The organism is Caulobacter sp. GW822-FHT07D08, assembly GCF_058798735.1.
Genome location: NZ_JBXAKU010000003.1, coordinates 1 through 21576, shown reverse-complemented (window position 1 = coordinate 21576; position 21576 = coordinate 1). Strand labels below are relative to the sequence as shown.

Here is a 21576-nt window from a genome sequence, read left to right as displayed (position 1 = left end):
CTTCCCGGCGAAAGCCGGGATCCAGATCTCGAAGTGCTTGGGCTGACGGGATTGACGCCGAGCTCATAGCGTTCACCAGCGTCCTTCCATCTGGGCCCCGGCTTTCGCCGGGGAAACGGCGTTAGGTCGAGAGGTCCTCGATCAGCCGGCGCATGAAGGCCGCGCCGCGCTGCATCTGGCTGATCTCGACATATTCGTCGGGCTGGTGAGCCTGGTCGATCGAGCCGGGGCCGCAGATCACGGTCGAGAAGCCCGCGTTCTGGAACTGCCCGGCCTCGGCGGCGTAGGGCACGACCCGAGCCGGGCCGTTGTCGCCGGCCAGCCTGCGGGCGAAGGCCTCGGCGACGCCGTTCTCCTCCGGCGCGAAGGCCGGCGTCAGCGAGCGGCGCTCGACCTTGACGCCGCCTTCGGGCGCGCGGGCCTTGATCTCCGCGTCCATCGCCTCGGCGGCGGCGAAGACGTCGGTCAGGATCGCCATCGGGTCCAGACCCGCCGGGGTTCGCAGGTCGAAGATGAACACGCACTCGCGGGCCAGGATGTTGACCGCCGTGCCGCCATTGACCTGGCCGATGGTCAGGGTCGCGCCCTTGGGCGTGAATGGCGACGCGGGATCGGCTTCACGCTCCAGCTTTTCCGACAGTTCGACCAGCAGGCCCATCAGTTTGATCGCCGCCATGTTGGCCGAGACGCCCAGGTGGGTGAGGCTGGAATGGGCTTCGCGGCCGGTGACGGTGACGATGAAGCTGGCGATGCCCTTGTGGGCGCGGACGGCGACCATGTCGGTGGGCTCGCCGACCACCACCAGGGCGGGGCGGGGCAGATCGTTGGCGATGACCTCGATCATGTCCGGCGCGCCCAGGCAGCCGACCTCCTCATCATAGGAGAAGGCCAGGTGGACGGGCTTCCTCAGCGTCGCCCGGGCCAGGTCCGGCGCGGCGGCCAGGGCCAGGGCCAGGAAACCCTTCATGTCGCAGGTTCCCCGGCCGTAGAGCCGCCCGTCGCGCTCGGTCAGCACCCACGGATCACTGGACCACGGCTGGCCGTCGACGGGCACGACGTCGGTATGACCCGACAGCACGACGCCGCCCTCGACCGCGGGGCCGATGCTCGCCAACAGGTTGGACTTGGTCCCGTCGGCGTTCGGCGCCCGGCGGGTCGGCACGTCCAGGTGGGCCAGGTACTGCTCGACCCACTGGATCAGCGCCAGGTTCGAGCGGCGCGAGGTGGTGTCGAACGCCACCAGCGTCTTCAGGATGTCGACGGCGCGGTCGGACAGGACTTCGGATGAGGAAACCATGCGCGGAGTCTAGACCCTTTCGCGCGCCGACGCCTACCCGCGAGCTGCAAGATCGCTAGACTGCGCGGTGTTGACCTCGAAGCTGGCAGGGAGACCCCATGATCGACCTCTACACCTGGACCACGCCCAATGGCCGCAAGGCCTCGATCATGCTGGAGGAGGTGGGCCTGCCCTATCGGGTCCATCCGGTGAACATCGGCAAGGACGAGCAGTTCGACCCGAGATTCTTGGCCATCTCGCCTAACAACAAGATCCCGGCCATCGTCGACCACGACGCCAGCGGGGGCCCGCAGACCGTGTTCGAGAGCGGCGCGATCCTGGTCTACCTGGCCGAGAAGACCGGCAAGCTTCTGGCGCCCAGCGGTCCCGAGCGCTGGGCGGCGCTGGAATGGACCTTCTGGCAGGTCGGGGGCCTCGGCCCGATGTCCGGCCAGTACAAATATTTCGCCCTCCGCGCCGAGGAGAAGCTGCCGGCCGCCATCAACCGCTTTGGCGAGGAGGTCACGCGCCTTCTGGGGGTGATGGACCGGCGGCTGAACGACCACCCCTGGTTGGCTGGCGAGCACTTCTCGATCGCCGATATCGCCAGCTACGCCTGGACCAAGGCCATCCTCGCCGCCTTCGCCGAGGCCGAGCCCGACCGCGAGCCTGGCGTTCCCGCCGTCGAGGCCTGGGTGCAGGCGGTGGGCGACCGCCCCGCGGTCCAACGAGGCATGGCCGTGCCGCAGGTCTAGGAAAACGCCCCCCGCGCCGCCAAAATCAGCCTCGCCTGATGCGGTCAGCCGCTTTTCTTCGGCGGTGGGGTTCTCTAGAGGGAGCGGACCATGATCCTGACCCTCTCCTGTCCCGACCAGCGCGGCATCGTCGCCAAGGTGTCCGCCTTCCTGTTCGAGCGCGGCTGCAACATCCTCGACGCCCAGCAGTTCGACGACCAGGAGACCGGTCAGTTCTTCATGCGCGTGGTGTTCGACGCCGATGGCGCGGCCAAAAATCCAGAGGACCGCGCCGAGCTGCGCGACGCGTTCGTGGCCGTGGCTGACGGCTTCAAGATGAAGTGGACCTTGCGCGACCGCACCGAGCGCTATCGCGTACTGCTGCTGGCCAGCAAGTTCGACCACTGCCTGGCCGATCTCGTCTATCGCTGGCGGATCGGCGAGCTGCCCATGCACATCGCCGGGGTCGTTTCCAACCACCCGGCGCAGACCTACGAGCACATCGACCTCTCGGGTCTGCCCTTCCACCACCTGCCGGTGACCAAGGAAACCAAGTTCGAGCAGGAAGCCGAACTCTGGAAGCTGATCCAGGAAACCCAGACCGACATCGTCGTGCTCGCCCGCTACATGCAGGTGCTGTCGGACGGCCTGTCGGCCAAGCTGCAGGGCCGCTGCATCAACATCCACCACTCGTTCCTGCCGGGCTTCAAGGGCGCCAAGCCCTACCATCAGGCTCACGCGCTCGGCGTGAAGCTGATCGGCGCCTCGGCTCACTACGTGACCGGCGACCTCGATGAAGGGCCGATCATCGAGCAGGACGTCGAGCGCATCAGCCACCGCGATACGCCCGAGGACCTGGTCCGCAAGGGCCGCGACATCGAGCGTCGTGTACTGGCGCGCGCCCTCCGCTATCGCCTGGAAGACCGCGTGCTGCTGAACGGCCGCAAGACGGTGGTGTTCACCGACTAAGGGTCCGGGACCCAACGTTCGGGGACTGACTGTTGCGCGTACACTAAAAACTGGAGTACGGGGCGTGCTCCGTATTTAACATTTGGCGCATGATGGCCGCCGAAACCGGCAGCCACTTTCGGCTATCATGCTCTAGGGCTCGAGCTTTCCAGCGCATGTCGCAGCAAAATCTTCGCGTGATGGTGACCGGCGGGTCGGGCTTCATCGGCTCGGCCGTGTGCCGTCATCTGGCCGGCCAGAACGACGTCGCGATCCTCAACTACGACAAGCTGACCTACGCGGCCTCGCCGGCCAGCCTGGCCATGCTGGAAGGCAAGGCCGACTACCGGTTCGTGCAGGGCGACGTGGCCGACGCGGCGGCCGTCTCGGCCACGATCAAGGCCTTCCGGCCCAACGTGCTCATGCACCTGGCCGCCGAGAGCCATGTCGATCGCTCGATCACCGGCCCCGGCGACTTCGTCCAGACCAACATCGTCGGCACGTATGTGATGCTGCAGGCGGCGCTGGAGCACTGGGAGGGCCTTGAGGGCGCCGAAAAGGACGCCTTCCGCTTCCACCACATCTCGACCGACGAGGTGTTCGGCAGCCTGGGTCCTACGGGCCTGTTCAGCGAGACCACGCCCTACGACCCGCGTTCGCCCTATTCGGCCTCCAAGGCCTCGTCCGATCACCTTGCCCGCGCCTGGCATCACACCTACGGCCTGCCGGTGGTGGTCTCGAACTGCTCGAACAACTACGGCCCGTATCACTTCCCCGAGAAGCTGATCCCGCTGGTCACGCTGAACGCCCTGGAGGGCAAGCCGCTGCCGGTCTACGGCAAGGGCGACAATGTCCGCGACTGGCTGCACGTCGAGGACCATGCCCGCGCCTTGCATCTGATCGCCACGAGGGGCGTCCCGGGCGAGAGCTACAATGTCGGCGGCCGCAATGAGCGGACCAATCTGCAGGTCGTCGAGGCGATCTGCGACGTGCTCGACGAGCTGCGTCCGATCGCCGGCCAGCGCCGCCGCGACCTGATCACCTTCGTCGCCGACCGCCCGGGCCATGACGCCCGCTACGCCATCGACGCGACCAAGCTGGAAACCGAGCTGGGCTGGACGGCGCAGGAGACCTTCGAGACCGGCTTGCGCAAGACCATACAGTGGTACCTCGACAACGAGGCCTGGTGGGCGCCGCTGCGCGAGCGCTATGCCGGCCAGCGCCTCGGGCTGAAGACCGCCTGATGCGTATCGCCCTCTTCGGCGCCAACGGTCAGCTGGGGTCGGACCTGGTGGTGCTCGCGGCCCAGCGCGGCGTCGATCTGACGCCCGTGACCCGCGCCCAGGTCGACGCGGCCGATCCGGCGGCCAGCTTCGACGGTCTGGACTTCGATGTCGCCATCAACTGCGTGGCCGTCACCCGCGTCGACGACTGCGAGAAGGACCCGGCCCCGGCCGTGGCGATCAACGCCCACTTCGCCGGCCGCCTAGCCAAGGCCTGCGCCGCCAGTGGCGCGCGGCTCGTGCAGGTCTCGACCGACTATGTCTATGGCGGCCAGCGCGAGCGCGAGCCCCTCGGCGAAGAGGTCGGCCGGGCGCCGGTCAATGTCTATGGCGCGACCAAGGCCCTGGGCGAGGACCTGGCCAGGCTGGAGCACGACGACGTCATCGTCGCCCGCGTCGCCTCGCTGTTCGGCGTGGCCGGCGCCAGCGGCAAGGGCGGCAACTTCGTCGAGACCATGCTCCGCTTCGGCAAGGAGAGGGGCCGCCTGACCGTCGTCGCCGACCAGGTGATGTCGCCGACCGCCAGCCTCGACGCCGGCGAGGCCATCCTCGATCTGATCGCGGCCAAGGCTCCGGCGGGCGACTATCACGTGGTCAATTCGGGGACCGCCTCGTGGTGCGCGTTCGCGGAAGCGATCATCGCCAGGGCCGGTGTCGCCGCCGAGGTCGCGCCGATCCCGACCCGCCAGTTCCCGACCCCCGCGCGCCGGCCGCCCTATAGCGCGCTGTCGAACGCCAAGCTGGTCGCCGCGATCGGTCGTCCGATGCCCGACTGGACGCACGCCCTCGACCGCTATCTCGCGGCCAAGGGGCATGTTTGAGGTCGCCTCGGTCAAAATTTCTTCGAAATCATCGCGTTGAAGACGCAACCCCTGAAACTAAGGGCTCACGCCGTCGTGAATTCCGCTCTAGGTTTCGGCCGTCAGGACTGAAGAAGAAGACGTAATGAAGGGCATCATCCTCGCGGGCGGATCGGGCACGCGCCTCCATCCCGTGACCATGGCGATCAGCAAGCAGCTGCTGCCGGTCTTCGACAAACCCATGATCTACTATCCGCTCTCGGTGCTGATGATGGCCGGCGTGCGCGACGTCCTGATCATCTCGACCCCGCGCGACCTGCCGCTGTTCGAGGGTCTGCTGGGCGACGGCGCCAAATGGGGGATCAACATCACCTATGCCGAGCAGGCCACTCCGAACGGCCTGGCCGAGGCCTATCGCATTGGCGCCGATTTCGTCGGCCATGAGCCGTCCGTGCTCGTACTGGGCGACAACCTGTTCTACGGCGCGGGCCTGGGCCGCATCCTGCAGGGGGCCAAGGAGCGCTCGAAGTCCGGGGCCAGCGTCTTCGCCTATTTCGTCAATGACCCGCAGCGCTACGGCGTCGTCGAGTTCGACGCTTCGGGCAAGGCTGTCTCGATCGAGGAGAAGCCGGAAAAGCCACGGTCCAACTGGGCGGTGACCGGCCTCTACATGTACGACCACCGTGTCGTCGACTTCGCGCGCGACCTCAAGCCCAGTGCGCGTGGCGAACTGGAGATCACTGACATCAACCGCCTCTATCTCGAGGCTGGCGACCTGTCGGTCGAGCGCATGGGCCGCGGCTTCGCCTGGCTGGATACGGGCACCCACGACAGCCTGCTCGAAGCCTCGGAGTTCGTGCGGACGCTGGAGCACCGTCAGGGCCTGAAGATCGGCTGCGTCGAGGAGGTCGCCTTTCAGAACGGCTGGATCTCGACCGAGCAACTGATGGCGCTGGCGCACGACTTGGCCAAGTCGCCCTACGGCGCCTATCTGAAGCTGGTCGCCACCCAGGAGCGGGACCTGACCTGATCTCCGGTCAGATCTACGACTACGACACGCTGGAAAAGCGCCCCGACCTCAGCGACAGTCGAATCTCCTTATGGCCAACGTTGTCATAAGAAGCGTTCGGGGAGGCCACGTGTCCAAGAAGATCATCCTCGCCGCCATCGCGGCGACGCTGCTGGCCATTCCGGCCGCGCCCGCCCTGGCGCGAGCGGTTCCCGCCGTTGAGGCCGCCGCGCCGGTCAGGATCGACAAGACCAGGATCGACGCGGCCCTGAAGGCCATGGTCGACAGCGGCCGCGCCGTCGGAGTCTCGGCCCTGGTCTGGCAGGACGGCCAGGAGCGCTATTTCGGGACCGCCGGCATGGCCGACCGCGAGGCCGGCAAGCCGATGCGCCGCGATACGCTGGTGCAGATCTTCTCGATGACCAAGCCGATCACCGGCGTGGCGCTGATGCAGCTCTGGGAGCAGGGCAAGTTCGGCCTTGATGACCCGCTGTCGCGCTACCTGCCCGAATTCGCCGACATGAAGGTCATGGACGCCCAGGGGAACGTCGTCCCGGCCAACCGCCCGATCCTGATCCGCGACGTGATGCGCCACACGGCCGGCTTCTCGTACGGCGGGCGCGACCTGCCGGCCGACAAGGTCTTCCAGACGGTCGATCCGCTGAACCTGAAGAACGATCTCGCCGAATTCAGCCGCCGCCTGGCCACTGTCCCGCTGCTCTACCAGCCCGGCGAGCAGTGGAGCTACAGCGCCGCCGTCGACGTCCAGGCCCGCCTGGTCGAGGTGTTGAGCGGCCAGTCCTACGAGGCGTACGCCAAGGCCCACATCCTAGACCCTCTGGGCATGAAGGAAACCGGCTGGACCCAGCCCGAGGCCGCCTTCGCGCGTCTGGCCGCCACCTACAACAAGGGCGCGGATGGGAAGCTGGCCCGCCAGGACGACGCCGAGACCCGCAAGCTGAACTTCGACCCCAGCCGTCGCCTGACCATGGGCGGGGCGGGCCTGGTCGCCACGATCGACGACTACGCCCGCTTCTCGCGCATGCTGCTGGGCGGCGGGACGCTGGACGGGGTGCGGATCCTCAAGCCCTCTACCGTGCGCCTGATGGGAACCAATCATCTGGACGCCCGCGTCACCGAGACGTGGTGGCTGCCCAGCAAGGGCTCGGTCGGCTTCGGCCTCGACTTCGCGGTTCGCAACAGCCAGCCCAGGACGGCCGAGGAAAACCGCGGCGCGGTCGGCGAATTCTTCTGGGATGGCCGCGAGACGACGCTGTTCTGGGTCGATCCGGCCAACAGGCTGACGGCCGTGTTCTTCGTCCAGACCTTCCCGTTCGACGCCAGCCTGCACCGCGACTTCCGCGCGGCGGTCTATGGGCCGGGCTATCTGGGGCCCAAGGGAGACTGAAGCGCGACAGCCGAAAGTGGCCGCCGGTTTCGGCGCCCGTCGCGCGTCAAACTAAGGCCGGGGTTGGGCCGCCAGGTCCTGGGTCCTGGAGGCGCAGCCCCGCAGGGTTTCGCCGTCGATCCAGACCTCGGCCGAATAGCCGTAGCGGCGGTCGGACATGCCGTCCGAGCAATCGCCGGGCGTCAGGCGCAGGACGAGACGCTGCTCGCCAAGCGTGCCGTCCCAGACGCCCTGGTCGCCGTCGGCCCGCACGCCGGGATTGGCGGTGGCGACCTCCGGCTGGTCCGGACGGGCCAGGGTCATGCTGGCGGCGCGGATCTTCAGGGCCCAGAACGGCTCGGTTCCGACCGCGTCGAAGTCGCCGCTATAGTCCGGGCCCACCGTCACCGGCGCGTCGGCCGGCGGCGGAGCGTTCTCGTTCGAGCCCAGCGGCGCGTCGCAGGCGGCGAGGACGAGGGCGGCGGCGATCAGGACGGCGGTGCGCATGTCTCTGGCTATCCCGGCAAGGGCAGGAAAGGCTAGACTCCTCGTCGATGAATCGGAACGCTCGTCCCTCCTTCCTTGAGTTCTTCGCTGGCGGCGGCATGGCGCGCCTCGGCCTGGGCGAAGACTGGGCATGCGCCTTCGCCAACGACTTCGACGCGGTGAAGGCGGCGGCCTACCGGGCTAACTTTCCGGACGCTGAAGGCCACTTCCATGAGGGCGATGTCTTCGCCTTGAGCGCGGCCGCCCTGCCAACGGCGGATCTGGCCTGGGCCTCCAGCCCCTGCCAGGACTTCAGCCTGGCCGGCGCGCGGGCGGGCCTGGCGGGCGGCAAGTCTTCGGCCTTCTTCGGCTTCTGGACCCTGATGAAGGCCCTGTCGGCGCAGGGCCGCGCCCCGCCGGTGATCGTCATCGAGAACGTCGTGGGCCTGCTGACCTCGCATCACGGCGACGACTTCACCGCCCTGTGCGGCGTGTTGTCCGAGGAGGGCTATCGCTTCGGGGCGCTGGAGATCGACGCGGGCGCCTTCGTTCCGCAGTCGCGGCCCCGCGTCTTCGTGGTCGCCACCCGCCTGCCGACCGTCGATCTTGAAGGCGCCAGCGCCTTCCACAGCCGGGCCGTGCGCGCAGCGGCGGCGCGGCTGCCCGAGGATCTGCAAGCCCGCTGGATCTGGTGGGGCGTCCCGTCGCCGCCGGCCCGCAACACCGACCTGGCCGTCGTGCTCGAGCCCGACACGGCCGTGACATGGAACCCGCCGGAGCGCACCGAGGCCCTGCTGACCCTGATGGCCGACAGCCACCGCCAGGCGGTCGAGACGCGCCGCGAGGCCGGTGGCCGCTCGGTCGGGGCGGTGTTCCGCCGGATGCGCGGTGGCCAGCAGCGGGCCGAGGTGCGGTTCGACGGTTTGGCGGGCTGCCTGCGCACCCCGCGCGGCGGTTCCTCGCGCCAGACCCTGCTGGTCATCGAGAACGGCGAAGTCCGCTCGCGGCTGGTCACCCCCCGCGAGGGCGCGCGCCTGATGGGCCTGCCGGACAGCTACGCCCTGCCGCGTTCGCAGACGGCCGGTTTGCAGGTGATTGGCGACGGCGTCGCGGTTCCGGTGGTTCGCTGGCTGGCGGAAACCCTGTTGGAGCCTCTGCTCGATAGTAAAACTACAAGCCTCGCCGCCGAATGACCCGCTGACAGTCCCCGCTTCGGGGTCTACGGTGCGGCCCGCTTCCCGCAACCTAAGGCTCTGGGTTCTCAGATGGACGACGCTTCCTCCCTCTATGACGCCGCGCGTTTCAAGCGCGCCGGTCGCGGCAAGGTCTACGACTCGATCATCGACACCATCGGCGACACGCCGCTGGTCCGCCTGCCGCGGCTGTCGGCCGAGCTGAAGCCCAAGGGCGAGGTCCTGGCCAAGCTGGAGTTCTTCAACCCGCTCGCCTCGGTCAAGGACCGCATCGGCGCCGCGATGATCGAGGCCCTGGAGGCCCAGGGTCTTCTGAAGCCGGGCGCGACCATCATCGAGCCGACCTCGGGCAACACCGGCATCGCCCTGGCCTTCGTGGCCGCCGCCAAGGGCTATAAGCTGATCCTGGTCATGCCCGAGAGCATGTCGATCGAGCGTCGCAAGATGCTGCTGCTGCTGGGCGCCAAGCTGGAACTGACCCCGGCCGAGAAGGGCATGCGCGGCGCGGTCGCCCGCGCCCAGGAGCTGATCGAGGCCACGCCGGGCGCGGTCATGCCCCAGCAGTTCGAGAACGGCGCCAACCCGCTGGTCCACCGCGTCTCGACCGCCGAGGAAATCTGGAACGACACCAAGGGCGCCGTGGACGCGGTGGTCTCGGGCGTCGGCACCGGCGGCACGATCACCGGCGTCGGCCAGGTGCTGAAGGCGCGCAAGCCCGGCCTGAAGATGGTCGCCGTCGAGCCGGAGGCCTCAGCCGTGCTGTCGGGCGGCGCGCCCGGCCCGCACAAGATCCAGGGCATCGGCGCCGGCTTCGTGCCGGGCGTGCTGGATCGCGGCGTGATCGACGAGATCGTCCAGGTCAGCAACGACGACGCCTTCGCCATGGCCCGCCGCGCGGCGAACACCGAGGGCCTGCCGGTCGGCATCAGTTCGGGCGCGGCCCTGACGGCCGCCTTCGACCTGGCCTTGCGCGACGAATACGCCGGCAAGGTGATCGTGGCGATCATCCCCAGCTTCGCCGAACGCTACCTGTCCACGGCGCTGTTCGAGGGGCTCTGAGCCAGGCGAGCCGACGCCTTGACCGACGTCTACGACAAGGCCAAGCGCTCGGCCGTCATGGCGCGGGTGAAGAGCAAGGACACCACGCCGGAAAAGGCGTTGCGCCGCATCCTGACGGGTCTCGGCGTCCGCTACCGCCTGCATCGCAAGGACCTGCCGGGGAATCCGGATCTGGTGATGCCGGGGCGCAAGCTGGCGATCTTCGTCCACGGCTGCTTCTGGCACGGACACGACTGCGCGCGGGGCTCACGGGTCCCAAAGGCCAATCGCGACTACTGGCTGGCCAAGGTGGCCCGCAATGTCGCCCGCGACGAACGCTCGATCCGGGCGCTGGAAGCCGCCGGCTGGCGGGCCGAAGTGGTCTGGGAGTGCGCCTTCAAGGACGAGGCGGCGCTGACCGCCCGGCTTCAGGCTCTGCTGGCCTCGACCTCGGCGTCGTCGGACGGCGCGGCGGCGCCCGCCAAGACCTGAGCCAGGGCGCCGAACAGCTCGACCGGGTCGATCGGTTTGGCGACGTGGGCGTTCATGCCGGCGGCGGCGCAGGCTTCCCAGTCCTTGGCCGTGGCCGAGGCGGTGACGGCGATGACCGGGACGCCGCGGTTGGGACCGTCGCCGGCCCGCAGGATCCGGGTGGCTTCGCGGCCGTCCATGCCGGGCATGTAGAGGTCCATCAGCACCGCGTCGAAGGCCTCCGAGCTCAGCAGATCCAGCGCCTGCTCCCCGGATTCGGCCAAGGTGGCGTCGACGCCGAATGGCTCCAGGACGAGCTCTATGGCTCGGCGGTTGATCACGTGGTCGTCGACGACCAGCACCCGCAGGCCGTTGATCGAACGGGCTTCCTCCTCGGCGCGCGGCGCTTCGGCGGGTTCCAGCATCGCGGTCAGGGTGAAGCGCGCGCCCGCGCTGGGCGCCCTGCCGACGCTCAGGTCACCGCCCATCAGGCGAGCCAGCTCGCGGCTGATCGCCAGGCCCAGGCCCGAGCCGCCGTGCTGGCGGACCACGTCCGTGTTCAGCTGGTCGAAAGGTGTGAACAGGCGCGGCAGGGCGGCCTCGACGATCCCGGGACCAGTGTCATCGACCGTGATCGAAAGCAGGATCCGTTCGCCGGCCGGGCGGGCGTCGAGCACGACCGTGACGTCGCCGCGTTCGGTGAACTTGATGGCGTTGCTGAGCAGGTTGTTCAGGACCTGCTTCAGCCGCATGGCGTCGCCGGCGACCCAGCGCGGCAGGCTGGCCGCGCCGGCCACCCGCAGGCGCAGCCCCTTGCGCGCCGCCTCCGGCCGCCACAGGCGCAGGGTGTCGGACAGGGTCTGGCGCAGGTTGAAGGCGCTGTTCTCCACCGACATGCGACCGGCTTCGAGGCGCGAGAAGTCCAGCAGATCGTTCAGCAGGGTCCGCATCAGGCCGCCCGCGTCGGTTATGAGCTGGGCGTGGACCTTGGAACTGGTCTCGGCGACCTCGCTGTGCAGGCGCGCGGCGCCGGCCAGGATGGCGCTGATCGGGGTGCGCAGCTCGTGGCTGATCATGGCGACGAAGGCTGACTTGGCCGCCACGGCCTCCTCGGCCTCGTGGCGGCGGCGCTCGGCCTCGGCCTTGGCGTCGGCCTCGGCTTTCAGGGCGGCGCCCAGGGTTCGGCTGGCCACGGTGACCGAGACGATCATCAGGAGCGCCCCGAACCACAGGACGTCGGCCAGATTGGAGCCCGGATTGGCCGCCTTGGCCACGAACGGAACGATCAGCAGGTAGAGGGCGTGCGGCCAGGCCGCCATCAGGGTGGCCGAGCGGTCGCCGGCATTGACCACCACGACGTTCAACAGCGCCCCGGCCAGCAACATGCCGCCCAGGGTGGGAGCGAAGCGGATGTGCGACGAGAACAGCATGATCGACAGGGCGCCGAACGCCGTCGAGGTGATGGCCGGCGCGACGAACGCCGTCAGGCGCCGCCAGGTCGCCACGGGCGCGCTCGGGTTGATCTCCAGCGGACGCCGCACCCAAAGCTCGAACAGGTGGCAGAGCGTGTAAGCCAGCGCCCACGGCCAGCCCCAGACCGAATGCACATAGACCTGGAGTATAACGGCGATGACCAGGGCGGCGCCCAGGCGCAGATAGGTGTTCGCACGCCGCGAAACGGCGGCGCGAGCCACATCCCCCTGTACTTCCGTCGTCGACATGGCCGCCTGGCGCCCCCGAGGGATCCCCCGATCCCCTTCACCACCAAGACTAGGCGCGAAGGGCTAAAGGGAAATAAAAAAATCTCGGCGCGTCAATGGCTTGGCTTGAGGTGTGGTCAGGGTGAGATCGTGCGCCAAAACCGCTGTTTCGCGCACGGTGAAGGTAAGTTTTTCCTGAGCAAGCTTGGCTACGGGCGTGGCCCGAACGCACGCTCCAGGTCCTGGGCGGTGACGCCCTCGATCTCCAGCCGCTTGACCCGCGCGGTGTCGCCGGCGGCCAGGCGGACGGCCGAGCGAGGCACCTTCAGGGTCTTGGCCAGGAAGGCCAGAAGGGCGGAATTCGCCGCGCCGTCGACGGGCGGGCTGGCGACGCGCACCTTCAGAAAGGGCCGCCCGTCGCCGTCCAGCGACCAGCCGTCGACGGCGTCGCGGCCGCCGCGAGGGGTCAGCCGGACGGCCAGGACCTCCTTAGCCAAGGATGTTCAGCAGCATGCCTTGCAGGGCCGGCATGATGAAGATCTGGATGCCCCGCAGCAGCAGGAGAACGATGATCGGGCTGATGTCGACGCCGCCGATCGCGGGGATGATCCGGCGGAAAGGCGCCAGTATCGGGTCCGTGACGCGGTCCAGGAAGGTCGCGATATTGTAGACGAACTGGTTGCGCCGATTGATCACGTCGAAAGCGAACAGCCAGCTCAGGATCGCCGAGATGACGATCGCCCACCACAGCAGGTCGAGCAGGGCGTTGAGGATGAAGAAGACGAGATTGATGATCGGGGCCATGGGATTTCCGTCTGGACGCCACAGCTTCTTGCCGCGCCTGGAGGTTGCTGGCAAGGCGTGGTGAGAACCCCGCTTGACGTCCGCGCTCCGGAGCCGTATCTCCGCCGCTCCTTGGGGCCGTAGCTCAGATGGTAGAGCGCCTCGTTCGCAATGAGGAGGTCAGGGGTTCGATTCCCCTCGGCTCCACCAAGGACCCACATAAGCCTTTGTTTTGACAGACATATCGTCCGAAACGCTGGCGTCCGCCCCAAATTTTCCCCACATTTGAAGCGGGCTTCATTGACGCCGGGTGAGCCGCTTTGGCATTCGCTGAGCGCATCCATTCTCTTACAAGGTCGCTGCCCAACGCGGCCGTTCGCGCGATAATTTTAATCTCGCCGAACATGAATTCGATCGAGATCACCGTGCCTTCGAGGCTCGCGTCACCTTCCGAAGGAGAATGGCCTCGGCCTTGATCCGCGCAAATCCTGGCCCCCTTTCCGGCGAGGCGTCGGCGAAGAGCCCCGACATCGCGAGGCCTCCGCGGCGCCCCAGGGCGCGGCCGTTCAGTGCGATAGAAACAAGGCGGTGGGCACATTGCGGAGCACGTGCTCGGTAGCCCCGCCCATCACGAACTCAAGGACGGGCGCGCGTCCCGAAGCGCCCATGACCAGCATGTCGGCAGGCTTCTGGGCGAGATAGGCGTCGATCGCCTGGCCGATCCCCACGCCCGAGGCGTCGATCTCGTCTTTGGCCGCCTTGACGCCGTGCGCCGCGAGATGCCGGACCGCCTCGGCGGCGAGCCCCGGCCGGGCCGCCTCCTTCTCGTTGACGAAGGTGACGATCCGCACCGCCCGGGCCCGCTCGAGGATCGGCAGCGCGTCGCCCAGGGCCCGGGCTGCGTGCCGGCCGCCATCCCAGGCCACCGCGACATCGCCGATCCGCCCCTCGGCCAGCAGCGGTCGCCCACCCATGACGACCACGGGGCGGCCCGACGCGAAGATGATCCGCTTTACCCATTCGATCTGCTCGTCGAAGCGCTCGGCCATCGCCGCCAGGCACAGGTCGCGGGCGCGGACGCGCAGGGCCAGGCTGTCGTCGACCTTGAGGAGATTGATCCGATGAATCTCCGCGCCGGCGAAAACGCCGGCGGCCTTTGCAGCGCTCTCGAAACGTCGAACGGCCTGGCGACAGCTGGCCAAGCTTGCGTCCTCCCACTCCTGCTCGAGCCCGGCCAGCTTGATCAAGGCTTCGGAGACGACGTTCCTGGACAGGGGTATGTCGACCTGAACGGCTAGAACCGCGAGCTCTGCATCCAGGACCTTGGCGAAACCGATCGCCGACTCGATGGACTCATCGGGGGTGGCGGCCGGGTAGCTGTCGATCTGCAGGAGGATGTCCCGGAAACGCATGACAGGGTTCCTTTGGCCGTACGCAATCCCGCCGCGCCTGAACGCACGTCGAGGCACGCTAGCGAAAGGCCGCGGAAGCACTTTGACCTCGCTCAAGCCGGGCGAGCGGCCTTGACCGGTATCAAGGTTGGCGATGATCGCCCGAGGTTAGCTGCTCGCATGGAATCGACAAGCTCACCACCGCCGCCGGGCGACCCGATCCGGCACAACGTGATTCTGGTCGCGATCATCGTCGGCTTGGCCCTGCTGGCGATCCGCCTGGCCGACGTGATCCTTATGGCCTTCGGCGCGGTGCTGGTCGCCGTGCTGCTGCATGCGATCGCCGAACCGCTGCACCGGGGTCTCCGGCTGCGCAGACCTATGGCCCTGACGCTCGCCGTCGTGGTGGTCGTCGCTTGCGTCGCCGCCGCGGTCTGGACCTTCGGCCGCCAGGCCGAGGCCCAGTTCATCGCCCTGAACGACGTCCTGCCGCGCGCCTGGAGCGAGTTGCAGGCTCGGCTGTCCTCGACGCCGTTCGGGGGCGCGGCCCTGGCCGAGCTGGAACAATGGCGCGGGTTCGCGTGGCTGGTGAGCCTGGGCCCCAAGCTCGCCGCCGACACGGCCGGAGGCCTCGCCGGGACGATCATCGTGCTCTTCGCGGGCCTCTACCTAGCCTACCACCCTGGCTCCTATGTCGGCGGCGTGCTGATGCTCTTCCCGCGTCCGCGCCGGGAGCGGGCGCGACAAGTGCTGGACCAGATCCACCGCGCCCTGCGGCAATGGCTCGTGGGGCAACTGTGCTCAATGGCCCTGGTCGGCGTCACTACCGGGATCGGCCTGGCGGTTGTGGGCGTTCCCTCCGCCGCCGCGCTGGGCCTGATCGCCGGGATCGGCCAGTTCGTGCCGGTGATCGGCCCAATGGTCGCGCCCCTGCCAGGACTGCTGGTCGCGCTCGAAGCCGGCCCGCAGACCCTGCTTTGGGCCGGTCTGGTCTATCTGGTCTCGGCTCAGCTCGAGGCCAACCTGATTACGCCGCTGGTGTTGCGGCAGCTGGCGCAGCTGCCGATGGCGGTGACGCTGTTCGCCGTGCTGGCCATGGGCGTTCTGCTCGGCCCGCTGGGGGTGCTGTTCGCCACCCCGCTCGCGGTCGTCGTCTATGTCTTCGTCCGCATGGTCTATGTGGAGGGCGTCCTGGGCGAGGTCCTCGGCCCGCCGGCCTGAATGACGCTCGCCAGCCGCCGGCCCGCGCGGCGGCGTCCCAGGGCGATCAGCGCCGCGCCGGTGCTGGCCAGGGCTAGGCCCAGGAAGATCGCCGTCAGGTCTTGCGCTCGCCCCGCCCCCGCCACCACGACGCCGGCCAGGCCGCTGGCGATCGACGAGGCCAGCATCCAGCGCCACACGCGGGCGGGCCGCAGGTCCAGGGCCAGGACGAGCTCGCTGGCGCCGTCGAGGATCAGGACGGCGCCGATCAGCATCGTGGCGGCCATCAGACCCGCGTCATAATGGAAGAACAGGAACGCGCCGGCGGCGACGGCCGCCAGGCTCGTCGCGATCCCGCCCCACAGGGACTTGCCCGTGGCGATGAGCAGCGACACCAGCAACATCACCGCGCCGAAGAGCCATAGCAGCCAGCCGGCGGCCGCGCCGATCACCAGCGGCGCGACTTGTGGCAGGGCGACCGCGGCCAGGCCGGCGGCGATCAGCGCCACGCCCAGGCCGGTCAGAGTCATGCGATGGCGCCGCGACTTGGCGGCGATCCGGCGTCCCGGTCCGACGGATGGGGGGTTCTGTGTCATGGCTTCATCAGCTGCCGTCGCCACGCAAGGCCGGCGCGTACCCGACCTTGCCGGGCGCGGCCCCGGCCGTCCAGCCCGCCGGGCCAAGCGCGGCGTGCGGCCGGGGCGCGCGGTGGCGATCCTTGATCAGTCGCCAGCTCTCGCCCGCATACGCCGGGTCCCCCAAGCGACAGGCGGAGACGACGGCGCTCCACCAGCCCGGCCGTTCCGGCCTGATCGGCCGCAGCCGTCCCAGCGCGTTGAGCGCCTCGATCACGGGGATGAGCCGGTCGGCGCCTGCCCGGGCCCTGGCGAGCACGGCTTGCGGGACGCCGAGATAGTGGGCCAGGAGAACATCACGCAGCTGGGCGACCTCGCCCCGCGTCGTCGGATCGTGCGCTTCGAGCGCGACCTCGCACTCGGTGTCGAACCCCTCGGCGCGATTATTGAGGTTCGCCGAGCCGACACGGGCCACACGATCATCGAACAGGCTGACCTTGGAGTGCACGACGATCGGCCGTCCTTGAGCCGTTTTCGGCGCATAGGCGCGGAAGTGGCTATGCTTGTCCGCCGCGATCAGACGCCGGATCAGCGGCGCGCGAGCCGGATCCATGGTGAGGCGGTCGAACCAGCTCGGGGCCCGCTCGGCGAGAATCAGGATCACCTCGGGTCCTTCGGGCTCGGCCAGGCGCCGCGCCAAGGCGTCGGTCAGCAGGTGAGAGGTGAAATACTGGTTCTCCAGATAGATCACCTCCCGCGCGTTCGCGATGCAGTCCAGGTGCAGCCGAAGGATCTCGTCGACCAGCGGCCGCCCCCGGTGGGCCGGCTCGGTCCGCGCGATGGCGACCGGCGTGTCGAGCAGGTGGGCCGTCTGGACCCGGGGCCAGTCGGCCCCGCTCTGGTCGGGGACGAAGTCATCGCCCCAGGCGCGCGCCCATCGAGTCCTGAAGAGATCGGCAAGCGCCGCGGCCGCCGCGCCCTCGACCAGCACCATCACGTCATGCCGCGGACCGTGGCGAATCCTGTGCGGGAGGATGCGGCGCGGGTCGTCGTCGCGGTGCCCGACGGTGTCCCAGCGGTTCACGGCGATATCGGCGCCGCCGCAGAATGCGATCTCGCCGTCGACGACCACGACCTTCTGGTGGTGGCACGCCCCAAAGGGAATCTCGCCATCTTCGCGATACCGAACGGCCGTGCCGCGGAATGCCTTACGCGCCCTGTGCTCCAGGATCGCGTGGCTGCCGTTGACCGAAAGAGTCGACTTCCAGATCAGAACGCGAACGTCCAGCGCCGGATTGGCCTTGGAGAGGCGAATGAGCACCTGCCCGATTTCGTCGGGGTCGCTCGGCCCCTCGTGGCCGTCGGGCGCGAGCCGCGTGCGCGGGTCGAAGGCCCACCCCAGGATCCAGATCGATTGCTTGGCCCCCTCGATCGCCTCTAGCAGGGCGGCGTAGTACGCCTGGGCGTCGATCAGGAAGGCCAGCCGCCGGGCCGTCTCCACGCGCCAGCAAGTTTCGCCCGGTCGCAGGAGGGTCATGGCCGACTCACGAACTCTTCCCGTGGCTCCAGCCGCGCGGCCGGGGCTTGCCAGAAGCCTTCGCCCATCGCGGCGGCGCAGCCGGCCTCGAACGAAGCCTCCGCCTCCTCGAACCTCAGTCGCACGCCGGCGAAGCCGGAAGGTTGCGCCATTGACGATGGCGGCGCGGGCAGGCGGCGAGACCAGAATTCGTCAAAAGCCCAGTCAAACCCGTGATCCGGCACCACAACCTCGCTAGAAGGGCTTCAGGCAAGTCCGTTCATTCGGGCCAAGTCCCATCACGCACGAGCTTTGGCGCGCGCGGCTTGATCGAGATCAAACCGCGGGGCGGCCGCTCCAGTGAAAGCGCGCATCGCTTCCTGTCCGTCTTCTCAGGGCTCAGACTCTAGCGCCGCGTGGGAGAAAATCTCAGGGCGGGTCACCGGCGCTAAGCGCGCGGCGTGTGCTCGAACTCCTACGTATATTATATAGCGCCTTTCTAGGTGGCTGTCGAATTTGAGCCATGTTGCGATACATTAATATTTTCGCCGTTCCATGGATAGATTTTCGAAAATATTCAGAACGGAACCGTCGCGGTAGTTCTGGGCATTTCTACTCCGTGACGACCTGTCACAGATGCAAAGATGCAGATGTACTTATAATTACATCGGAATTTTATCGCCATTAGGATGGCTGATGGCGCCTACGGCGACCGACCGTGGGTGGGTCAAGATCATGAACGGAGCAAGCAATCCGACCGGCCCGTTTTGGGCTGGGTCATTGGCGTGCGGCTGGATCGCGCCGCCGAACAATCAGGCCGATCGGCTGGTGGCTTCGTCGGGCCGGCCGCCTTCGGAGAGTTCGCCTATATCCTGCTAGTCAAACTCTATCGCGCCTAGTGGTCCTCGATAGCGCAGCAAGTTGGCCGCCGCCGTCCCGCGAAAATGATGGATATGAGCGCCGGTGTCTCACCCGTGCGACAGCTTAGAATACAAGAATTTCACGGTTAAGATTCACGAAACGATTCCAGAATGATTGTTATCGGCAAAGAAACTTACCAACATCGGAAAGTATCTTCTCTGTAGCGTAATATATTTTCCAGAATACTTCTATTCGCAACCCGAAATGAAAGTGGTCACAGTGTCCGACATCAAAACCAAGATCGTCACCTGGAGCGACAGAGATCGGGAAGTCGGGGAAATCGTTCACAAGAGAGCCGGAAAGCATCTCGAGAGCGCTCTCCTCAACGCTTATCGGATCATCGATCCATCGCTGAAAGCGTTGCCGCGCGATGTCTGGGAAAACGAAAAGAAAAAGTTCTCCTTCATCGCCAGGGGGAACTTTCCTGCCGAGTATTTTGAACAACAAGCCGTCATCACGCAGAACATTTCCAGCAGTCTGGATTTCGCGACCTATCTCAGCAAGACCTACGCGGCGTATGCTGCTGGTCTGGCCTCCGGGCTGATGAAGGAAAAGGGCTGGAACGAGAAGAATTCCGACGAACTGATGCTGAGCCTGATGAAATCGGTGTTCTCCGATGCCAGCGTCGTGATGTTCAACTATTTCCAGGTCCTGAACGCCAAAGCCGATGAAGAGCGCGCGGTCGTCGAGGCGGAGCGTCTGGCGGTGGTCGAAGAACAGAACGCGGTCGTCACGGCCCTGGCCGACAGCCTCAAGCGTCTGGCTCAGGGTGACCTGACGGCGCGGATCGCGGTCCCCTTCAACGGGCGCTACCAGCAGATCAAGGACGACTTCAACGCCGCGATCGACAGCTTGCGCGAGGCGATGAACGCCATCGCGGCGACAACGAGCGGCTTGCGGGCGGGGTCGGACGAAATCGCCGCCGCCTCGGACGACCTGTCACGGCGCACGGAGCAACAGGCCGCGAGCCTGGAGGAAACCGCCGCCGCGCTCGACGAGATCACCGCGACGGTCAAGCGCAGCGCCAACGGCGCCCAGCAGGCTTCCGCCGCGGCCTCCGGCGCCACCGTCGACGCCGCCAAGTCGGGCGACGTGATGAACGAGGCGGTGTCCGCCATGGGCGAGATCGAGCAGAGCTCGAAGCAGATCACCAACATCATCGGCGTGATCGACGAGATCGCCTTTCAGACCAATCTTCTGGCCCTCAACGCTGGTGTCGAGGCGGCTCGCGCCGGCGATGCGGGGCGCGGCTTCGCCGTCGTCGCCCAGGAAGTCCGGGCCCTGGCTCAACGGTCGGCCGACGCCGCCAAGGAGATCAAGGGCTTGATCGCCAGCAGCACGGCCCAGGTCGAGCGCGGCGTGAAGCTGGTCGGTGACACAGGCAAGGCTTTGACGGGCATCGTCGGCAAGATCACCGAAATCGACGCCCTGGTCTCGGAGATCGCCCAGTCCTCGCAAGAGCAGGCGACCGGTCTCAATCAGGTCAACACCGCCGTCAACCAGATGGATCAGGTCACCCAGCAGAACGCCGCCATGGTGGAGCAGGCCACGGCCGCCGCTTCCAACCTGAAGTCCGAAGCCGGCGAACTGGAGCGCCTTGTGGGGCGCTTTGAAACCGGGAACGCGGCTGTCGCGCCCCGGCTGGAAGCCGCCGTTCCCGGTCGCCACGCGCCCGGTCGCAATCCGGTGGCCCAATCCCAGGCGCGGGTGGCCGCCTTCGCCAGGCCGGGAGCGGCCGCCTCGACCGCCGCAAAGGTTTGGGAGGAGTTTTGATCCTCGACGTGGGCCCAAGCGCCTGGCCGATGGCCGCCGCTTGGGCCTGCCAGTGTTCGACCCGTTCGAAGATCAGGAGTCCTCATGACCCGACAGCATGTCTCTGACGGCGTACCCGAGCTGACGTCCCAGGACATCGTCAAGCTGTTCGCCGTCACCTATCTTCCGCTGTGTGACGCGCTGGAAAAGGCGGGAGTGATCAGCAAGACGGATCTGGCGGCGCATGTCTTGGCGCTATCGGCGGGGCAGGAACCTGCCGCGTGGGCGCAGGTCGCCGTCGCGCTGGCGACTGTTCTGCAGCGACCCGTAGAGGCTGATACCGCCGCGCCGACGGGATCCGCGAACCTCACACTCATCACTGGCGGCAAGACCAGCTGATATCCGAAGACCGCAAATGGCCTTCTTGAGGGACCGCGCCGATGTGGCTTTCGTCAGGCGCGGTCACCGCGTTTTTGGCGATGACGGTTGGCGTTCACGCCCCGGCGCGATTTTTGACGAGATCGTCGACGACGTAGGGATCGGCGAGGGTGGAGGTGTCGCCCAGGCTGGTGAGTTCGTTCTCGGCGATCTTGCGCAGGATGCGGCGCATGATCTTGCCCGAGCGGGTCTTGGGCAGGCCGGGGGCCCACTGGATGACGTCGGGGGCGGCGAAGGGGCCGATCTCGTGACGGACCCACAGGACCAGGGCCTTGCGCAGGTCCTCGGTCGGCTCGACCCCGGCGTTGAGCGTGACATAGGCGTAGACGCCCTGGCCCTTGATGTCGTGCGGACAGCCGACCACGGCGGCTTCGGCGACGGTCTCGTGGGCGACGAGCGCGCTCTCGATCTCGGCGGTGCCCAGGCGGTGGCCCGAGACGTTGATGACGTCATCGACCCGGCCGGTGATCCAGTAGTAGCCGTCGGCGTCGCGCCGGCAGCCGTCGCCGGTGAAGTACTTGCCGGGATAGGTCGAGAAATAGGTCTCGAAGAAGCGCTGGTGGTCGCCATAGACCGTGCGCATCATGCCCGGCCAGCTGTCGGTGATCACGAGATTGCCCTCGGTCGCGCCGGCAAGGACCAGACCCTCGGCGTCGACCAGCTGCGGCTTGACGC

Annotated in this window: 21 protein-coding genes and 1 tRNA gene; 13 read left to right on the top strand and 9 right to left on the bottom strand. The window is 67.6% G+C overall.

Annotated elements, in window-relative coordinates:
• Positions 1-121: 121 nt before the first annotated feature.
• Positions 122-1297, bottom strand: coding sequence for an acetylornithine deacetylase (argE, locus tag AC1RJ9_RS06610; protein ID WP_492839100.1), 1176 nt, complete (start codon positions 1295-1297; stop codon positions 122-124).
• Positions 1298-1395: 98 nt separating this feature from the next.
• On the opposite strand from argE, the gene AC1RJ9_RS06605 reads away from it, so the two are divergent.
• From AC1RJ9_RS06605 to AC1RJ9_RS06580, 6 genes are all read left to right on the top strand, one after another.
• On the top strand, positions 1396-2031 hold the full coding sequence (locus tag AC1RJ9_RS06605) for a glutathione S-transferase family protein (protein ID WP_492839101.1): 636 nt from the start codon (positions 1396-1398) through the stop codon (positions 2029-2031).
• Between the two features lie 90 nt (positions 2032-2121).
• On the top strand, positions 2122-2979 hold the full coding sequence (purU, locus tag AC1RJ9_RS06600) for a formyltetrahydrofolate deformylase (protein ID WP_492839103.1): 858 nt from the start codon (positions 2122-2124) through the stop codon (positions 2977-2979).
• 155 nt (positions 2980-3134) lie between these two features.
• Positions 3135-4202, top strand: coding sequence for a dTDP-glucose 4,6-dehydratase (rfbB, locus tag AC1RJ9_RS06595; protein ID WP_492839105.1), 1068 nt, complete (start codon positions 3135-3137; stop codon positions 4200-4202).
• Complete coding sequence (gene rfbD, locus AC1RJ9_RS06590; RefSeq protein WP_492839107.1) at positions 4202-5062, top strand: dTDP-4-dehydrorhamnose reductase; 861 nt, start codon at positions 4202-4204, stop codon at positions 5060-5062. Before rfbB ends, rfbD begins: the two co-directional genes overlap by 1 nt.
• Positions 5063-5186: 124 nt before the next feature.
• Complete coding sequence (gene rfbA / locus AC1RJ9_RS06585) at positions 5187-6071, top strand: glucose-1-phosphate thymidylyltransferase RfbA (RefSeq protein ID WP_492839109.1); 885 nt, start codon at positions 5187-5189, stop codon at positions 6069-6071.
• A gap of 109 nt (positions 6072-6180) precedes the next feature.
• Complete coding sequence (locus tag AC1RJ9_RS06580; RefSeq protein WP_492839111.1) at positions 6181-7458, top strand: serine hydrolase domain-containing protein; 1278 nt, start codon at positions 6181-6183, stop codon at positions 7456-7458.
• A 51-nt stretch (positions 7459-7509) separates the two neighbouring features.
• Here AC1RJ9_RS06580 and AC1RJ9_RS06575 read toward each other — a convergent pair whose 3' ends face one another.
• Positions 7510-7944 carry a COG3650 family protein gene (locus AC1RJ9_RS06575; RefSeq protein ID WP_492839113.1) on the bottom strand — a complete coding sequence of 145 codons (435 nt, stop codon included), beginning with the start codon at positions 7942-7944 and terminating at the stop codon, positions 7510-7512.
• 47 nt (positions 7945-7991) lie between these two features.
• Here AC1RJ9_RS06575 and AC1RJ9_RS06570 point away from each other — a divergent pair, with 47 nt between their 5' ends.
• The 3 genes from AC1RJ9_RS06570 (at position 7992) to AC1RJ9_RS06560 (ending at position 10646) form a co-directional block, all read left to right on the top strand.
• Positions 7992-9116, top strand: coding sequence for a DNA cytosine methyltransferase (locus AC1RJ9_RS06570; protein ID WP_492839115.1), 1125 nt, complete (start codon positions 7992-7994; stop codon positions 9114-9116).
• A gap of 72 nt (positions 9117-9188) precedes the next feature.
• Positions 9189-10175, top strand: a complete 987-nt coding sequence (cysK, locus tag AC1RJ9_RS06565; protein ID WP_492839117.1) for a cysteine synthase A — start codon at positions 9189-9191, stop codon at positions 10173-10175.
• Between the two features lie 18 nt (positions 10176-10193).
• Entirely contained in the window at positions 10194-10646 is a 453-nt protein-coding gene (locus tag AC1RJ9_RS06560) for a very short patch repair endonuclease (protein ID WP_492839118.1), read from the top strand.
• Here AC1RJ9_RS06560 and AC1RJ9_RS06555 read toward each other — a convergent pair.
• The 3 genes from AC1RJ9_RS06555 to AC1RJ9_RS06545 all read right to left on the bottom strand — a co-directional run bounded on the left by AC1RJ9_RS06555 (position 10583) and on the right by AC1RJ9_RS06545 (position 13129).
• Positions 10583-12346, bottom strand: coding sequence for an ATP-binding protein (locus tag AC1RJ9_RS06555; RefSeq protein ID WP_492839120.1), 1764 nt, complete (start codon positions 12344-12346; stop codon positions 10583-10585). The genes AC1RJ9_RS06560 and AC1RJ9_RS06555 overlap by 64 nt on opposite strands.
• Positions 12347-12534: 188 nt before the next feature.
• The gene (locus AC1RJ9_RS06550) at positions 12535-12822 is read right to left on the bottom strand and encodes a DUF167 domain-containing protein (protein WP_492839122.1); all 288 of its coding nucleotides are present in this window, start codon (positions 12820-12822) and stop codon (positions 12535-12537) included.
• Positions 12815-13129 carry a YggT family protein gene (locus AC1RJ9_RS06545; protein WP_492839124.1) on the bottom strand — a complete coding sequence of 105 codons (315 nt, stop codon included), beginning with the start codon at positions 13127-13129 and terminating at the stop codon, positions 12815-12817. The genes AC1RJ9_RS06550 and AC1RJ9_RS06545 overlap by 8 nt, the downstream gene beginning before the upstream one ends.
• A gap of 113 nt (positions 13130-13242) precedes the next feature.
• Here AC1RJ9_RS06545 and AC1RJ9_RS06540 point away from each other — a divergent pair.
• Positions 13243-13318, top strand: a tRNA-Ala gene (locus AC1RJ9_RS06540).
• Between the two features lie 356 nt (positions 13319-13674).
• Here the strand turns inward: AC1RJ9_RS06540 and AC1RJ9_RS06535 are convergent.
• The gene (locus AC1RJ9_RS06535; RefSeq protein WP_492839126.1) at positions 13675-14520 is read right to left on the bottom strand and encodes a universal stress protein; all 846 of its coding nucleotides are present in this window, start codon (positions 14518-14520) and stop codon (positions 13675-13677) included.
• A 159-nt stretch (positions 14521-14679) separates the two neighbouring features.
• Here AC1RJ9_RS06535 and AC1RJ9_RS06530 point away from each other — a divergent pair, with 159 nt between their 5' ends.
• The gene (locus tag AC1RJ9_RS06530; protein WP_492839128.1) at positions 14680-15720 is read left to right on the top strand and encodes an AI-2E family transporter; all 1041 of its coding nucleotides are present in this window, start codon (positions 14680-14682) and stop codon (positions 15718-15720) included.
• Here the strand turns inward: AC1RJ9_RS06530 and AC1RJ9_RS06525 are convergent.
• Together AC1RJ9_RS06525 and AC1RJ9_RS06520 are read right to left on the bottom strand one after the other, a co-directional pair.
• Positions 15675-16229 (bottom strand): DUF308 domain-containing protein, encoded by a 555-nt coding sequence (locus tag AC1RJ9_RS06525; RefSeq protein WP_492839130.1) that lies wholly within the window; start codon positions 16227-16229, stop codon positions 15675-15677. The genes AC1RJ9_RS06530 and AC1RJ9_RS06525 overlap by 46 nt on opposite strands.
• A 73-nt stretch (positions 16230-16302) precedes the next feature.
• Positions 16303-17775, bottom strand: coding sequence for a phospholipase D-like domain-containing protein (locus AC1RJ9_RS06520; protein WP_492839132.1), 1473 nt, complete (start codon positions 17773-17775; stop codon positions 16303-16305).
• Between the two features lie 1155 nt (positions 17776-18930).
• Between AC1RJ9_RS06520 and AC1RJ9_RS06515 the strand changes: the two genes are divergently transcribed.
• Together AC1RJ9_RS06515 and AC1RJ9_RS06510 are read left to right on the top strand one after the other, a co-directional pair.
• Positions 18931-20484 carry a methyl-accepting chemotaxis protein gene (locus AC1RJ9_RS06515; RefSeq protein ID WP_492839134.1) on the top strand — a complete coding sequence of 518 codons (1554 nt, stop codon included), beginning with the start codon at positions 18931-18933 and terminating at the stop codon, positions 20482-20484.
• A gap of 84 nt (positions 20485-20568) precedes the next feature.
• The gene (locus tag AC1RJ9_RS06510; protein WP_492839135.1) at positions 20569-20862 is read left to right on the top strand and encodes a hypothetical protein; all 294 of its coding nucleotides are present in this window, start codon (positions 20569-20571) and stop codon (positions 20860-20862) included.
• Between the two features lie 94 nt (positions 20863-20956).
• Here AC1RJ9_RS06510 and AC1RJ9_RS06505 read toward each other — a convergent pair.
• Positions 20957-21576: AMP-binding enzyme (locus tag AC1RJ9_RS06505; protein WP_492839136.1), on the bottom strand; the 620-nt coding region annotated here is incomplete at its 5' end.